This is a genomic window from Aminiphilus sp., assembly GCF_029975095.1.
Lineage (GTDB): Bacteria > Synergistota > Synergistia > Synergistales > Aminiphilaceae > Aminiphilus.
Genome location: NZ_JARKPW010000002.1, coordinates 14,264 through 29,772 on the forward strand (window position 1 = coordinate 14,264; position 15,509 = coordinate 29,772).

Genomic DNA, 15,509 nt, shown 5'->3' on the forward strand with positions numbered 1-15,509 from the left:
CCCGCGTAGAGGAAACAGCCTCGATGTTCCTCGATGTTCCTGGAGAGCCCGGCCTGGTACCGTTTTCTCCCCGAAAAGAACGATTCCGGAATTCCGCAGGTGCCTTCTCCGACGTAAAACGTCTTCGTTTTTTGATGCGCCTCCCTGATATCACACCCGACCACCGGGGAAATGCACTCTTTTCCAGGCGAGAGCGGCCTTGTAAAACGTACGCGCTACGAGACCCCCGATGCCTTGTTCCCGCTTTCGGACTCTTTCTCGGATCTTCCCCTGCGGGCCCCTTTCGCCTCCTGCGACGGAGCGATCCTTCCCCGCACGGCGCAGACGGGACAGAGACCGTACACTTCGACATGATGTCCCTCGATGACGTACCCGGTCTGGGCGGCGAGGAGCTTTTCAAGCACTTCCAGGCCACAGGCCTCGAACGATTCCGCCCGGCCGCAGGAACAACACACCAGAGCGTGCACATGCCCGGAGGACCATCGCACGTACCGGTGCTCTCCGTCGGAGCCGTGTACGCATTTGATAAGATTTCTCTTTTCCAGAAGCGCCACCGCACGATAGACCGTGGCCTGACCGATGCCCTCCTTTGACAGAGAGGCCACGATCTCCGCCACGGAAAGCCCCCGAGGTGATGCGGAAAGAAGCTCAACGAGAGCAATGCGTGGCGCAGTGGCCTTCAGGCCGTTCGTGTCGAGGAGATGTCTCGTCTCCTCGCCGGTCGTCTTTTGGATGTATCCGTACGGCTCCACTGTGTTCGTCATGGATGATATTTTTTCTCATTTTAGAATGCTTGTCAAGACTTTCGATCCGGCGGACGCGCGGCAATCTTCGCGACGACACCTTCCTTTTGCCCTTTTGCGCGCTTCCTTTACAGCGCACGTTCTCCCGGCCTCCACCGCGACACGGGCATCGTTGACGACGACAGGGTATTCAGCGTATACTGCGCATACTTTCATTGCGGAGGCCGGCCCATGACAAGACTCGTGCAGCATGCAACCGCAGCGGATCTGGCCTACAGGGAGATCCTCCTGAGAATTACCACCCAGGCCCTCACTGCGGGAGAGCGGCTTCCGGAAGCATCCCTGGCCGCAGAAATGGGCGTGAGCAGGACACCGGTTCGAGAGGCATTGCGCCGTCTGGCACAGGAAGGGGTGGTGGTTCTCGTCCCCGGGGGCGGAGCACACCTTGCCGACCCTTCGTTGAAGGAAATGGCGGACACGATGGAGGTCCGTGTTCACCTGGAACGGCTGGCGATCCGCAAGCTCTCCGGCACCATCACGCCCCTGCAGATCTGCCGTCTCGAAGAAGTCATCCAGAAACAGCGTGACGCCGACCTGGACATTCCCTCCCTCATTCGGCAAGATTCCCTCTTTCATCATCTTTTGGCCGAATCGACACACAATGAAGCCCTGACGGACTCTCTCGACGCGCTTCTGGCACGAAGCACGGCCTTCCGGATTCTTTTCGCGGGGCGGGAGGACTACGACAACCATCTCATCCTCGAAGAGCACCTGCGCATTCTCGACGCATTGAAACGACGCGACACCGAACTGGCGGAAAAACACCTCGAAGTCCACCTGCATCTGGCCCTGGCCGAGTACTCCCGTTCCGGCGAATCCACAGGAACGCCTCGAAAAAAGAAGGCATCTCACGCCGAACTTCGTCCCGTTCCACCCCCGGCGGAGAAACGCCGCCGGGAAACGCTTCGTGAACCGCGACAAGGAGGCACATTCCCGTGACTGATTTTGCCTATTCTCCCGTTACGCCGGAGGTGGTGGAAGAACTCCGCGCGCTCCTCTCGCCGGGACAAGTGACCATCGACGAGGAAAAGCGGGCCGCCTACTCCCGGGACGAGGTGACGGCCTGTTCCTGGGACAGACCCTACCTCGCGGAGGTGCTCGTCTTTCCTGAGTTCACCGCCCAGGTGGCGGCGGTGTTGCGCTTCGCCGACGAACGGCGCATCCCCGTCACACCCCGGGGTGCCGGAACGGGACTCTCCGGCGGGGCCGTTCCCGCCTTTGGAGGCATCGTGCTCTCACTGGAGCGGATGAACGCCATTCTGGAGATGGACGTGGACAACCTGTGCATCACCGTGGAGCCCGGGGTGGTCACCTCGGAGATCACCCGCGCCGCGGCGGCGGCGGGGCTTCTCTACGCGGGGGACCCCTGCAGCGGCGACGCTTCCTTCATCGGCGGAAACATCGCCGAGAACGCCGGGGGAAACAAGGTCATCAAGTACGGTTCCACGGGGGCCAGCGTTCTGGCTCTGGAGGTCGTCCTCGCCGACGGCTCCGTCACCTGGTTCGGCGGCAAGCGGCGCAAGGATGTGACGGGCTACGACTTCGTGAAGCTCCTGGTGGGCTCCGAGGGAACCCTCGGCGTGGTGACGAAGGCCATCCTGAAACTGGTTCCGCTTCCGGAACGCATCGTGGACCTTCTGGTCCCCTTTCCCGACGCCGCCTCCGCCGTTGCCGTCGTACCCCGCATCATGCGGGAAGGAAGCATTCTCCCCTCGTCCGTGGAGTTCATGGACGCTCTTTCGGTCCAACTTGCCGAGCGTTTTCTGAACCGGCCGGTTCCGCATTCCGACCGGGCGGGCGCCTATCTTCTCATCCAGATCGAGGGCAACGATCGGAACGCCCTCGCCGACGACTACGAGCGCATCGGCCGGTTCTGCCTGGAGCACGGCGCGCTGGAGGTCTTCGTGGCGGACAACCGGACCATGCGGGACAGGCTCTGGAAGATCCGGAAGAACCTCACCGAGGCGGCGTGGGCCTTCTTTCCCCCGGAGTACGCCGACGAGGACATCGTGGTCCCCACCAGCGCCATTCCGGAGTTTCTCGACCGTCTGGGGGAGATCTGCGCACGCCACGGCACGGTGCCGCAGACCATGGGGCACGTGGGGGACGGCAATCTCCACGCCACCATCTTCTTTTCCGGAGGCACGCCTCCGGATTGGAAGCGGCGCCTTGCGGCGCTGCAGCAGGAACTCTACCCCATCGTGAAGGCCCTGGGAGGAACGCTCACGGGAGAGCACGGCGTGGGGCTCAAGCGGCGGGAGGACGTGTCCCTCTTTCTCGACGAAGCCCAGATGGCGCTCATCCGGAGGGTCAAACTGGCTTTCGACCCGCACAACATCCTCAATCCCGGAAAGATCGTTCCGTGGACATGAGACGGGAGGCGGAAATGTCTCCGTAAGAACCTCACGAGACACACTCGCCCGGCATGCGAAGACGGAGGAGTGACCCGCCGATTCCGGATACGCATCGAACGGCGACCGACCGAATACTCAAAGGCGACCGGGAAAACACCCCGGGACAAACGCGATCCTGCGAAAAACTTGTCGGAAAGGCGGTTCAAATCATGTCCGTGAACTGGAACACTCATTTCAGCACCATGGCCAGGGAGCGCCTCCATTCCTCCCTCATCGCCGAGATGATCAGACTCGTGGTGGAGCACAAGGCGATTTCCTTCACTGCGGGAGAACCCTCGGCAGAGCTTTTTCCTCTGGAGGAACTCTCGACGTCCGTCCTGAAGGCTTTCAAGGATCCCGCTCTCTTCAGTTACTACCCCCACAACGAAGGACTTCTCGAACTCCGGGAATGGATCGCGGCGTGGATGCACGCCGACGGACTTCTTCCGAAATGGGTCACCGCCGAAAACGTGCTTCTCACCAACGGCTCTCAGGAAGGCATCAGCCTCGCCGCGGAAGCTCTCATCGACGAAGGGGATTGCATCGCCCTGGAGAGCCCCACCTATCCCGAGGCCATCCTTACCTTCGTGAAACAGGGAGCTCGTTTTGCTCCCGTCGCCGTCGACAAGGACGGTATCCTTCCCACCTCGCTGGAGGACGTTCTCAACCAAAACAGAGTGAAATTCCTCTACACCATCGTCTCCTTCCAGAATCCGACCGGCTGCACAACCTCCATCGAGAGACGCCGGAAGGTTCTGGAACTCTGCAGAAAATTCGACGTGATCATTCTGGAGGACGACCCGTACCACCACCTCCGGTACGAAGGAAGGGCACCCGAAAGCTATCTCAGCCTCGCCGGCGATGACGCCCGGGTGCTCTACCTGGGCAGTTTTTCCAAAATCGTTGCCCCCGGCGTCCGTTGCGGCTGGACGGTGGCCCCCTCCGAGGTCATTTCCAAACTGGCCTTTCTCCGAGTCGCCAACGAAATCAGTCTGCCCGCCACCATACAGTATGCACTCTTCGATTTTCTGAAGAACCGGTCCCTGGACACCCATCTCGGACGCCTTCAGGATGCCTACAGGACCCGAAGGAACGCTCTCGTGAGCGCCCTCGAACGGCACGTGGTTCCGTCGGGGCTCTCCTTCGACATTCCCGAGGGAGGCTTTTTTCTCTGGGGGCGCATTCCCGGACTGAACGACATGGTCCGTTTCGCCCGCTTCGCCGTGGAGGCAGAGAAGATCGGCATCATTCCGGGCACGATCTTCTTTCCCGAGAAAGGCAAGGGCCTCGACACGATCCGCTTCTCCTTCGCCAAGGTCACCCCCGAAATGGCCGAGGAGGGGGCGCTCCGCCTCGCCCGGGCGCTGCGCACTTTCACTCCGGGCGAGGCGTGATGCACCGCCTTCTCCCTTCCTCTCCCGGAAAAACATCTCCGGAAGGGAAAGCGCATTGTTCTTTCGTCCCGGTCGTGCAAAAATAGGCGACATACAAAAGAAAGCGAAACGGTGGGGGGTGTCCTCCTCCGAGGTAGCCCGCCGCTCGCGACACGAACGATTCCCCGGCGAAGGAGTGTGAAACGGAGGCGCAGTGCGTCCTCCGGAATTGCCATGGATGTGAGAGACGCAGAAAGACGCACGGACGGCCTGTTCGACGCGGGCGTTTCCCGGGAGCCGAACTTCCTGGAACGCATCATCACCGATGACCTTTCCTCCGGAAGAGTGACGAAGATCATCACCCGCTTTCCTCCGGAACCGAACGGACACCTGCACATCGGCCACGCCAAATCCATCTGTCTCAACTTCGGCCTGGCGGAACGGTTCGGCGGAGAATGCAACCTCCGCTTCGACGACACGAACCCCACGAAGGAAGAGACGGAATACGTGGAGGCCATCAAACGCGACGTGGCGTGGCTCGGGGCATCCTGGGCGAAGCTCGCCTACGCGTCGGACTACTTCGCCCGGTTCTACGAATGGGCTCTGGAGCTGATCCGGGCGGGCAAGGCCTACGTGGACTTCCAGACTCCCGAGGCGATCCGAAAAAATCGGGGCACCCTCACGGAACCGGGCACGGATTCGCCCTATCGCAACACCTCCGCGGAGGAGAACCTGGCGCTCTTCGAGAAGATGCGCACCGGAGACTTCGCCGACGGCGAGTGCGTTCTCCGGGCGAAGATCGACATGGCCCACCCGAACCTGAACATGCGCGATCCCGTGCTCTACCGGATTCTCCACGTGGCACACCACCGCACGGGGGACGACTGGTGCATCTACCCCATGTACGACTTCGCCCACGGCTACGAGGACGCCATCGAGGGCGTGACCCACTCCATCTGCACCCTGGAGTTCGAGGATCATCGCCCCCTCTACGACTGGCTCCTGGACAACGTTTCCGTACCGTCGAGGCCGCACCAGTACGAATTCGCCCGTCTGAACCTCACCTACACGGTGATGAGCAAGCGCTACCTTCTGGAACTGGTCACCACAGGGCTCGTGCACGGCTGGGACGACCCACGCCTCCCCACCATCAGCGGCTTGCGCCGCCGGGGCTACACGCCCTCGGCGATCCGCCGTTTCTGCGCCCTGGTCGGCGTGGCCAAGGCGAACAGCATGGTGGAGGCGGAGTACCTGGAGTCGATCCTCCGGGACGAGCTCAACGCCACAGCGCAGCGCGTCATGACGGTGCTCCGTCCCCTCAAGATGGTGCTCACCAACTATCCCGAGGATCAGGTGGAGGAATTCGAGGCGGGCAACAACCCCGAGGATCCCTCCGCGGGAAGCCGGACCGTTCCCTTCTGCCGCGAACTCTGGATCGAACGGGACGACTTCGAGGAAGTGCCTCCCAAGGGATTCTTCCGTCTTTCCCCGGGCAAGGAGGTGCGGCTCAAGCACGCCTATCTCGTCACCTGCCGGGACGTGATCAAGGATGCGGAGGGCAACGTGACGGAGCTGCACTGCACCTACGACCCCGCCACCCGGGGCGGTGACGCGCCGGACGGCCGCAAGGTCAAGGGAACGCTCCACTGGGTCTCGGCACGCCATGCCGTTCCCCTGGAAGTGCGCCTTTACGACCGCCTCTTCACGAGAAAGGACATGTCGAACCTGGAGGAAGGCAAGAACTTCAGGGATTACCTCAATCCGGATTCTCTCGTGGTTTGCCGTTCCTTCGGAGAGCCGCTCCTGAAGAATGCCGACCCGGAGACACGCTTCCAGTTTCTCCGCCAGGGTTATTTCTGCGTCGATCCCGATTCGACGCCGGAATGTCCGGTCTTCAACCGCACCGTCTCCCTCAAGGACTCCTGGGCGAAGGAAGTGCGCAAGGGCGGCTGAAGCGCTTCGTAGATGCGCGCAGGCCCGGACGGCAACGCCCTCTTGTCGCGGCGACGACTTTCTCCGGCGAGATCCCGCCTTCGCGTCGTGCGAAAAAAGAGCCTCTCGCGTCGCACACAAAGGCCCCCCTTTCAGAGGGGGGCCTTTGCTTTCGTCGTTCTTCCGTCTTCTTCCGCGCCCTGTCTGTCACCACGCTATCCCAACCCCAGGAGCCGCCCTCCCTGATAGACCAGGACCGCCGCACCGTAGGCGAGAAGCGTCGTGTAGAGGACGAGGAATCCCGTCCACTTCCAACTGTTGGTCTCCCGCTTGAAGGCGGCGATGACCGCAACGCAGGGGATGTAGAGCAGGGTCATCACCAGAAACGCGTAGGCTGCGAGAGGCGTGAAGAACTGGGGCAGCACGGCGGCGATTCCCTCCTCGCACACGCCGAGGAGCGTGCCGAAGGTGCCCACCACGACCTCCTTGGCGAGAAGACCGAAGACCAGAGCCACACCGGCCTGCCACGAACCGAAGCCTGCGGGCTCCAGCAAGGGGGCCACGGCAGATCCCAGGCGTCCCACAAGACTTTCCTGAGAGGCATATTCCACGCCGAGGGGCAGGTTCGCCCCGGCCCAGACGAGGATCACCGCGGCGAAGATGAAGGTTCCCGCCTTCTTCAGGAACATGGCTCCCCGTTCCCAGGCGGAACGGAACACACCCCTCAGGGTGGGCAGGTGGTAGGGGGGCAGTTCCATCACCAGGTGGGAGCTTTCCCCCTTGAACAGGGTGCTCCCCAGGATTTTCGCCGCCGCGACCGCCACGAGAATTCCCAGCACGTAGAGGGAGAAGACGGCCAGCGGCGCCCGCTCGCCGAAGAAGACCCCCGCGAAGAGAACGTACACGGGAAGGCGGGCGGAACAGCTCATGAAGGGAAGCACCAGGAGGGTGATCATCCGGTCCCGGGGACGGTCCAGAATGCGCGTGGACATGATGGAGGGCACGTTGCAGCCGAATCCAAGGAGCATGGGGATGAAGCTCTTGCCGTGCAGCCCGAGGAAGTGCATGATCCGGTCCATCACGAAGGCACCCCGGGCCATGTACCCCGAATCCTCCAGTGCGGCGATGAAGACGAAGAGGAGGAAGATGTGGGGAAAGAAAACCACCACGGAGCCCACACCTCCCACCACGCCGTCCATCACGAAGGACTGGAGCAGATCCGACGCACCCATGGACGCGAGAACCCCTCCCAGCCACTCTCCGAGGGAGCCGATGGCTCCGTCCAGGAAATCCGCCGCGGGGTCGCCCAGAAGATACGTGAGGGTGAACACCAGCCAGGTGATCCCCAGGAAGAGGGGAAGCCCCAGAAGGCGGTGCGTGACGACGCGGTCGATGCGGTCCGAGAGGGAAAGCCGTTCCGCGATGGAAAGATCCCGCCGCACCGCTTCGGCGGCCACACCGGAGAGGAATCCCCAGCGGCGCTCGATCACCGCGGTCTGGAGATCGTAGCCCAGCTCCTTCTCGAGGCGGTCGCTCTCGCCCTGAAGAACCTCCTCGAATTCCGGAGCATGCAGGTTTTTCGCCAGGGCGCTCAAGAAGAGCGTGTCCCCCTCGGCGAGTTTCACCGCCGCAAGCCTCGGCGACGCACCGGGAAGGGTAATTCCCAAGCCCGACAGGGCCTCTTCAAGACGCCGAAGCACCCGCTCCACCCGCTCTCCGTAGGGAACGACGAAATCCCTGCGCCCCTCACCGGAGGAACCCTCACCGCGCAGCGCGGCGAGACGGGCGACGACGCGGGCCTTGAGTCCCTCGACTCCCTCGCCGGAGGTGGCCACCGTCGGGACCACCGGAACACCGAGCAACCGCTCCAGAGCGGTCACATCCACCTGGATTCCCCGGGAGTCCGCGGCGTCCACCATGTTGAGGGCCACCACGGCGGGCTGTCCCATTTCGAGGAGCTGCACCACCAGATAGAGACTGCGCTCCAGGTTCGACGCGTCCACCACCACCACCGCCACGTCGGGACGGTCGCGGAGAATGAACTCCGCCGCAATCTGCTCGTCCACGGAGGCGGCACCGAGGCTGTAGATGCCGGGCAGATCGACGACGGTGAGTTCCTCGCCGCCGACGCGCATGGTTCCCTCCTTGCGCTCCACCGTCACGCCGGGCCAGTTGCCGACGGAGGCCCGGGAACCGGTCAGCCGGTTGAAGAGACTCGTTTTTCCCGTGTTCGGGTTGCCCGCCAGGGCGATCACCGCACCCACGGCGGTCACCTCCCCCCGCAGCCGGAGCAGCAGGAACACCCGCCTCCGGCGATCCTGACCAACACTACCTTCGCCTCGTCGAGACGGAGACTCAGCTCGTACCCGCGGAACCACACCGCAACGGGATCCGCGAGAGGCGCCTTCCGCTCCACCCGAAGGGTCGTTCCCGGAACGATCCCCATATCCAGAACACGCTTGCGGAGCGCGCCCTCACCCTCAACCTTGATGACGACACAGGACTTTCCGGGCTCCACCGTGTCAAGAGACTGCGGAGCCTGACACTGCTCACTCATTGCCGTTCCCCCCTGCTTTTTTTGACAACATGTTCGCGACCCCAAAAAAGTTAGACAAAACAAACCAACCTGGGGCCACACGTGCCCCTTTGGTGCGGACACATCCATCCTTTTCCCTCGGCAACCAAAACAGAGATCCATCCGGGCAGACGCATCTTTGTTAGAGAAAACAAACTCTTGTCTTGTCCGGGAAAAGAGTGTCCCCATCCGGGGAAATACTCTCTTTGGGAAGCGCTGTAAAAACCTTTCGCTTGCTCCTGACCCGAATCGCATCAGGCTCTGCGAGGCGCTCTGTGGAGCTGACGCAGCCTTATTCAGAAGTTCCTTTGTTCTTCAGGGTTTTTCTCGTCCCGGAAACTCCGGAGCACCCTTCCTTGCGGCGCCGGAAAGGCGCATGGTCCCGGAAAGGCGCGTTCAGACGTCAGACTGCCGCGCCTTCAGGCACCTCCTGCACGAAAATTCGTCCGCACATACCCTCTCCGAGGGCGTAGCGTGCATCGCCCACGCCGAGAAGAATGCCTCCTCCGGCATTGCGCACCACCCTGACCCTCGCGCCGGGCACCACACCGATTTCGGCGAGGCGGCGGCAGAACCTCTCGCCTCCCGCAAGACGCACGATTTCGACCGCGGAACCTTCACGAACGCATTCTACCGGACACATGGCGCACATCCTTCCTTCTCACCGGACTCCTCGCGACAGGGGCAGACCCACACGGTGGTGGCCTCGTCCCGGCGAAGCGAGATGTCCGTTCCGTGAACCCGCACATGAAGAGGGTCTCCAAGCGGCGCCGTTCCCAGATACTCCACCAGGGACCCCGGAACGAGCCCCATTTCGAGAAGACGCTTTCGCAGCAATCCGCCCGCGGTGACCCTCGCCACGACACCCTTTCCGTTCTCGGGAATCATCACGAGAGGACGGGGGAGGCGACACGTATCCCGCGTGGCGGCGAGGAGATCCTCCACCCAGGGAAGTCCCTGCCGTCTAGCCTGAAAGACAAAATCCGCGAAGGCGAGGAGGCGCATCTCTGATTCCTCGTCCACCGCGTGCTCCAGGGCACAGGCCATGTCCACGGCCTTCTCCTTCTCGATGCCGAGGATCTCGGCGAAGAGAAACGAGAGATGCTCGTGGCGCCGGTAAATGCGAAGCGCCCTTTCCCGACCGGCCTCGGTGAGATGGAGTGCTCCGTAGGGCTCGTGTTCCAGCAGACAGGCGGCGACGAGCCGCCGCACCGCCGAGACCACCGTGGCTTTGGTGACGCCGAGGCGCGACGCAAGCTCCGTCACCGTGGCCTTTCGTCCTTCGATTTCGAGGGAGAAAATTTCTTCCATGTAGTCTTCGATGCGGGCCGATATGGACATGTTCCGCCTCCTTCCTGTTAGAGGCTTCTAACTAAAAACATCTTATGCCCCCACCTTCAGGTCTGTCAAGAGCGGGACGACGGAGACTCACTTTCGGGCGATGACGGAACTCTTCTCCTTCGTCGCCTGATAGGTCTCCGAGAGCTCCAGATAGACGGCGCGGAGCCTCTCGAAGCGGGCCTGCGCCTCCCCGGGATTCGCCAGAGAGGGAATCATCTCCTCCAGGGAAAACAGTTCGAGGAAGGAACTCTTCCGTCGAGGACTCGGGCAGTCGAAGATCTCCTCCAGGATCCGCAGATCGTGGGGAATCTGGAAGTCCGCCCTGGTGCGCTCGTAGCCGAACAGAAAGTAGACCCGGGGAAACCCCGACCATGCGAGCGCGGAAAGACACATGGAACAGGGTTCGTGGGTGGAGAGGAAGAGGCATTCCTCGGGAGCCGGCCGCGGCACAGAAGGATGACCCGCCGGAGAAGGAGCGAAGAATTCCTTGATGGTCCACACCTCTCCGTGCCAGAGAGGACATTCCGCCTCGTGGTTCGTTCCCGCCAGAACCAGGGAGAGATCGTCCGCCCGGAGCACCGCCGCGCCGAAGACCTTGTGTCCCTGACGCACCCCCTCCCACGTGAGGGGCACGATATCTTTCTCGACGACGTCGAGCATGCGCCAAAAAAGAGCAGACGTGTTCCTTTCCATCACGTTTCCTCCTCGCATAAAGTTGTCGCAGCTGGGAGCGGAAAAAGCCCGAAGAGTTGTGGTGATACCAAGGACATGCAGGTTGAGAGTCGCCGAGTGTAGCCTTGAGATGCGAATCTCGTCGAGGAGTCTGGCGCCTCATCTCTTGCGGCGTAGCACGAATGAGCTGGATGTTGCGGCCGCTTGCGGTCTTCTGCGTCTGTCCAAGGAGGTTGTGTGCCGCCGGAGACGGGACGGCCCCCCTGCAACAACCCCGCCCCTACCGAAAACAGCTTGGAACGACCAGGCGGAACCGCCCACACGGTGACCGAAGGCGCCTCCCTTCATTCCGCACGTGCGCCGGAGTTTTTCCCGGAGATCTCAGGATTCCCGGCGGAGGTTTTGCAGTATCGGTTCCTTCAGAAGGTCCTCCTCGTGCAGATCTCCGTTGGCATAGCGTTTGAGACAGAAAAGCGCATCCTCCCGGGACGCGTCATCGAGGGACACCATGGCGGCGCTGTACGAGGCGACGCGCCGCCGCATTTCCTCGTATTCCCCCGACGTGAGAAATCCCTTGGCACGGCGTTTGTTGAGAATCGTATAGGGGTCCAGATCGAAGACCATATCCCTTGCGCGGCAACGACGGAGCCACCGGAAACCAAGAAGCGCCACCACCCCCAGAAGCACTCCCGAAGCGATCCACGTGAGAGGACTTGACAACAACGGCGAGACGAAAAGACGTTCCAAGATGATTCCCCCTTACACGCCCTCCTTCGAAACGACCTCTCGAAGGGAACACCCTTTGTTTCCGGAAATAGCAACTATCGGAGACTGGTTCGTGTCCATGCCGCTTCGCGGCTTTCACGTGTTTCTTGCACCATCGCGTCCTCGTCGAAAGAGCTACTGAAGAAGAGTGCTCCTGCGGTACTCTCCGCCGGAAAGGGACGGATCCCGATTCGGATCGTAGTCGGACTTGTCCGTGTAGACCACGGAACCAGCCCTGTTCCGCCACCGGAAGTGCCACTGGTTCGATCCGGTCTCCGCCTCTCCCGAGAAGGGATTGCGGTATGTCTCCTGCCCGGAGAGGGAGAGAAACATGTCGTCCACCAGGCTCTCTCCGGCCCTCCGTCTCACTTCCGCCAATGCTCGTTCGAACTCCCGGAGTTCGGCCTTCCTCTCCCCGAGAAGCTCTCCTCTCTCGATCCATCGCTTCACCTCTCCGGAGACCCACGCGGGAGACATGCGCAGCGAATCCGCCACCACCCCGAACAGAGGCGCCCAACGCGCCTCCTCTCCCTCGGGAAAGCGGACCGTCAGCGTGAAGCGGTCACACCATTGGCCCGCCGAAAGGGGACCGCGGTTCTCCAGGACCGTGGCGAGCTTTTCCCGGTAGCGGACGCCCTCTTCGTCGTAGGTCACGGTGAGGAGCGTCGCCTCGTAGCGAAAATCCAGAGGAACAGGAAGACAGGGCAGGAGATGTTTCTCGAAGAAGAGCCGGAACGACGCGGCGAGTGCGGGCAGCGCACGCTCCTCCACCACCTGCAGGTTCGTCGCACCGGGGCGCAGTTCGGGAAAGAGCGTCTGCAGGAGAAAATCCCCCGGCGCGACATAGGGAAAGACCGTCATGCCGTGATAGGCGGCCCCGGGAGGAAACGCGCCCTCCACGGGCGCGACGCGCATGTCCACGTAGAGCGTTGGAGAGACCCAGTGCATCTCCGCCGTCCCCGGAGCATCGCTCCGGACGGTGAAATCCAGTTCTTCCTCCAGAAGCCGGGAGATCCCCTCCTGAGGAACAAGGCTCTTCCGCGCCACACCTCCGGCGACGCTCCACCCCTCGGGAAGCAGGAGCGAAAACGCCTTTTCCGTCCGGTCCGTGTAGGGCTCGAAGAGACGGCGGTCTTCCTTGCCGGGGACACCCGGGGCATCCCCGGAGAGGGGAATTGCCGGGGGAGCGGCATCATGTGCACCGGCGGGGCTCGTCTGCCGAACAAACAGGTAGGTGTGCCCTTCGTCGTCCCGGATCTCCAGGGATTCCCCCACGATCCGGCAGCTGAGGCGGAAGGGAGCCTCGCCGTCGGGACGGATGTGGAGCACCCCTTTCTCGAAGGTGTACCGTCCTCTGGTCTGTTCGGTTCCCGAGGCGCTCCGCAGCTCGTGCCGATAGGTTCCGTCGGCGAGGAGTTCCAGCTCGATATCCATTCCCTCGTCCCGGTAGAGCCACCTTCCGGACACGGGAGGAAGATCCGGCTTCTTGACTTCCGGCGGCGAGGGCGGCGTGATGCCGCGTCCGACGCCGGAGAGAAAGAGTACCCCCGCACCGGAGGCGGAACTACGGTCCGGCGACGCAGGGGAAACCGTCGCCGAAGGGGTGCTTTCAGGCGGCGCCTCCCCCGACGCGGCGGTACGGAAGACCAGCACGAAGGGAGCACACACGTCCGCCTCGTCGGAGGCACTTCGGAATCCACGCCTCCCCTGGCTGTTCACCCCCAGCGCATAGGTGGTCCCCGGAAGAAGGCGCACGGGCAGCACGCACACGGAGACCCCTTCGGCGGTTCCCGACGGATCCCTCTCGAAACGTGGATCGCCGAGCAGTTCGGGAAACGTTCCGGCGCTCTCCGAGACGAGGGACCAACTGTTCCGCTTCACGGGAGCGCTGAACCGGATGCGGATCTCCCGCAGTTCCGGGGACACGTTTCCCGACCCGGAGGGAGGGTCCGTCCCGATCACCATCAACCCGTTCCCGAAGGAACACCCCGGGACACACATGCCCAAAAGCACCGCCAGGAACACCGACACTATTCCGCGTTTCACGAAATCACCTCCGAACCGCGACAGAGGACATCCTCCGGCGCGGACATTCCTTCTGCGGCACAGGCCGACGAGCACACCCGCCCCGCCTCGAAACCGCAGGCGACGAGGGGGGACCATTGTAACCGATGCAACCTACCGGAACGAGAACCCCTTGATGAACGGCAGGAGCCACTCCTGGGCCTTGCCGTATTCCGCCGCAGGAAGCGTGACCACGAGGAGCACCCCGCTTGCGGCAAAACGGACGACCACCGTCGCCCTGGACACCCCCGCGGCATCCGGCGACGAGTAGAGAAAGACCTGAGCCTGCCGCCCCCGGGCCTGTACCACGGAACTGCCGTGGGCGCGTTTGCCCTCGGCGACCTTGGCCCTGACCTCTTCCGCCGTCGCCTCGTCCTTCACGGCAAAAAGCTGGAATTCCTCGCCTCCGGGAAGACGATAGAGCGTACCGCCTTCGATGGGACGCACGACCGTCGCTCCCGAAGGAAGCGGCGCGGCGAAGAGGCCTGCCGGATCCTGATGCACGAGGTGTGCTCCCGCTGGAGAGGAAGCCCCGGCGGTCTCACGGCGCACGCTCGCCAGGATTCGTTCGAAAGCGGGAAGAAGTGCGTCAAAGTCCGAGGAGGCGGCGTCGAAGAGAAACCCGTACCCCTCCGTCTCCGTCTCCGTCACCACCGCGTAAAAAAGCCCCTTGAGCTGTGCGGGGTTGCCCTCCACGGTGAAAAGAAACTCCAGCCGCAGCGCCTCCAGCCCCGCAAGAGATGTCCTTTTGAGATCCAGGCGCCGGTAGCTCTTGAAGCTGTTCTGCCCCTCCGACTCGACCGCCTGGAAATAGGTGTCGAGGGTCACGGGGGAGGGAAATTCCTCCCGGTAGAACAGGAATTCCGCCCGGGCTCCGCTGCCCTCGCGAAGGACAAAGTAGGCGCTTGCGGACGGATCGGAGGGCGGCACGGCACTCCACTCCCGGGGGACCTCGAAGGCCAGCGCTCCCTCCCGGACGACCACCGGGGAAGCCGGCCCGGCCTGAAGAGCCTGGGTTCCCGTGCTTTCCGCACCGGGGGACGCCGCCGGAGAAGAAACGACCCCTCCGGACGCGGTGATGCGCACGCCCCGGAGGAACTCGGCAAAGCGGTCACGCAATCTCCCGAAATCCTCCGGCAGCGTGGAGAACTCGAAGACGTACCAGGAGGATTCCAGGCGAAGATAGGACATCTCCCGCTGGAGAGTGCCCTCGGGAGTCTTTTCCACCACCTGATGCACGATGGAAGGATATCCCGCGAGGGTGCCGTCGCTATTCTTCAGCAGCGTGGTGCTTTCATCGTAGCGGGCCTTGTTGCGGAGATAGTCCGCGAATCCCTCCGCCTCCTCGGGGGAGCCGAAATCGATGCGTCGGAGACGGAGGAGCACCACCGCCCGGTCCTTGTCGTCCCGAAGTTCGCACAGAGCCACTTCGTCCCGGGTCGGCTCCAGGGCATTCCATCCCGGAGGGAGCGTGATGTCGATGTCCGCACCCTCTGCAACGCCGATGGAAACGGCCAGGCAGTACGCCAGCAGGAACAACGACAGCAGTTTTCTTCCGTCCATGATCACGCCTCCTTCGTACCGGGGGCCC

At 62.8% G+C, this 15,509-nt stretch carries 13 protein-coding genes; 4 read left to right on the plus strand and 9 right to left on the minus strand.

Annotation, left to right across the window (positions count from 1 at the left end; genetic code table 11):
* Positions 1–215 precede the first annotated feature (215 nt).
* Positions 216–764 (minus strand): Fur family transcriptional regulator, encoded by a 549-nt coding sequence (locus Q1K49_RS00070; RefSeq protein WP_300521305.1) that lies wholly within the window; start codon positions 762–764, stop codon positions 216–218.
* A 210-nt stretch (positions 765–974) separates the two neighbouring features.
* Between Q1K49_RS00070 and Q1K49_RS00075 the strand changes: the two genes are divergently transcribed.
* From Q1K49_RS00075 to Q1K49_RS00090, 4 genes are all read left to right on the plus strand, one after another.
* Positions 975–1,742: a GntR family transcriptional regulator gene (locus tag Q1K49_RS00075; RefSeq protein WP_300521308.1), complete on the plus strand. Its 768-nt coding sequence runs from the start codon at positions 975–977 to the stop codon at positions 1,740–1,742.
* Positions 1,739–3,175 carry an FAD-linked oxidase C-terminal domain-containing protein gene (locus tag Q1K49_RS00080; RefSeq protein WP_300521311.1) on the plus strand — a complete coding sequence of 479 codons (1,437 nt, stop codon included), beginning with the start codon at positions 1,739–1,741 and terminating at the stop codon, positions 3,173–3,175. Before Q1K49_RS00075 ends, Q1K49_RS00080 begins: the two co-directional genes overlap by 4 nt.
* Positions 3,176–3,366: 191 nt before the next feature.
* A complete protein-coding gene (locus Q1K49_RS00085) occupies positions 3,367–4,590 on the plus strand; it encodes a PLP-dependent aminotransferase family protein (protein ID WP_300521313.1) in 1,224 nt (407 codons plus the stop codon).
* 213 nt (positions 4,591–4,803) lie between these two features.
* Positions 4,804–6,522: a glutamine--tRNA ligase/YqeY domain fusion protein gene (locus tag Q1K49_RS00090; RefSeq protein WP_366146026.1), complete on the plus strand. Its 1,719-nt coding sequence runs from the start codon at positions 4,804–4,806 to the stop codon at positions 6,520–6,522.
* A gap of 194 nt (positions 6,523–6,716) precedes the next feature.
* On the opposite strand, the gene feoB is transcribed toward Q1K49_RS00090, so the two are convergent.
* The 8 genes from feoB to Q1K49_RS00130 all read right to left on the minus strand — a co-directional run bounded on the left by feoB (position 6,717) and on the right by Q1K49_RS00130 (position 15,481).
* A complete protein-coding gene (gene feoB, locus Q1K49_RS00095; RefSeq protein ID WP_300521317.1) occupies positions 6,717–8,804 on the minus strand; it encodes a ferrous iron transport protein B in 2,088 nt (695 codons plus the stop codon).
* On the minus strand, positions 8,771–9,058 hold the full coding sequence (locus tag Q1K49_RS00100; protein ID WP_213693620.1) for a FeoA family protein: 288 nt from the start codon (positions 9,056–9,058) through the stop codon (positions 8,771–8,773). Before Q1K49_RS00100 ends, feoB begins: the two co-directional genes overlap by 34 nt.
* Positions 9,059–9,479: 421 nt before the next feature.
* Complete coding sequence (locus tag Q1K49_RS00105; protein WP_213693621.1) at positions 9,480–9,719, minus strand: FeoA domain-containing protein; 240 nt, start codon at positions 9,717–9,719, stop codon at positions 9,480–9,482.
* Entirely contained in the window at positions 9,707–10,417 is a 711-nt protein-coding gene (locus Q1K49_RS00110) for a metal-dependent transcriptional regulator (RefSeq protein WP_300521321.1), read from the minus strand. Before Q1K49_RS00110 ends, Q1K49_RS00105 begins: the two co-directional genes overlap by 13 nt.
* An 87-nt stretch (positions 10,418–10,504) precedes the next feature.
* Entirely contained in the window at positions 10,505–11,110 is a 606-nt protein-coding gene (locus tag Q1K49_RS00115) for a nucleoside deaminase (RefSeq protein ID WP_300521323.1), read from the minus strand.
* A gap of 360 nt (positions 11,111–11,470) precedes the next feature.
* Complete coding sequence (locus Q1K49_RS00120; RefSeq protein ID WP_300521325.1) at positions 11,471–11,836, minus strand: hypothetical protein; 366 nt, start codon at positions 11,834–11,836, stop codon at positions 11,471–11,473.
* Between the two features lie 153 nt (positions 11,837–11,989).
* Entirely contained in the window at positions 11,990–13,900 is a 1,911-nt protein-coding gene (locus tag Q1K49_RS00125; RefSeq protein ID WP_300521328.1) for a hypothetical protein, read from the minus strand.
* Between the two features lie 132 nt (positions 13,901–14,032).
* A complete protein-coding gene (locus tag Q1K49_RS00130; protein WP_300521330.1) occupies positions 14,033–15,481 on the minus strand; it encodes a hypothetical protein in 1,449 nt (482 codons plus the stop codon).
* Positions 15,482–15,509 lie beyond the last annotated feature (28 nt).

Bases quoted from the DNA above. Each gene is read 5' to 3' on its own strand.
- Q1K49_RS00070 (WP_300521305.1), bottom strand. From the start codon at position 764: ATGACGAACACAGTGGAGCCGTACGGATACATCCAAAAGACGACCGGC.
- Q1K49_RS00075 (WP_300521308.1), top strand. From the start codon at position 975: ATGACAAGACTCGTGCAGCATGCAACCGCAGCGGATCTGGCCTACAGG.
- Q1K49_RS00085 (WP_300521313.1), top strand. From the start codon at position 3,367: ATGTCCGTGAACTGGAACACTCATTTCAGCACCATGGCCAGGGAGCGC.
- Q1K49_RS00090 (WP_366146026.1), top strand. From the start codon at position 4,804: ATGGATGTGAGAGACGCAGAAAGACGCACGGACGGCCTGTTCGACGCG.
- Q1K49_RS00100 (WP_213693620.1), bottom strand. From the start codon at position 9,058: ATGAGTGAGCAGTGTCAGGCTCCGCAGTCTCTTGACACGGTGGAGCCC.
- Q1K49_RS00105 (WP_213693621.1), bottom strand. From the start codon at position 9,719: ATGTGTCCGGTAGAATGCGTTCGTGAAGGTTCCGCGGTCGAAATCGTG.
- Q1K49_RS00110 (WP_300521321.1), bottom strand. From the start codon at position 10,417: ATGTCCATATCGGCCCGCATCGAAGACTACATGGAAGAAATTTTCTCC.
- Q1K49_RS00115 (WP_300521323.1), bottom strand. From the start codon at position 11,110: ATGGAAAGGAACACGTCTGCTCTTTTTTGGCGCATGCTCGACGTCGTC.
- Q1K49_RS00130 (WP_300521330.1), bottom strand. From the start codon at position 15,481: ATGGACGGAAGAAAACTGCTGTCGTTGTTCCTGCTGGCGTACTGCCTG.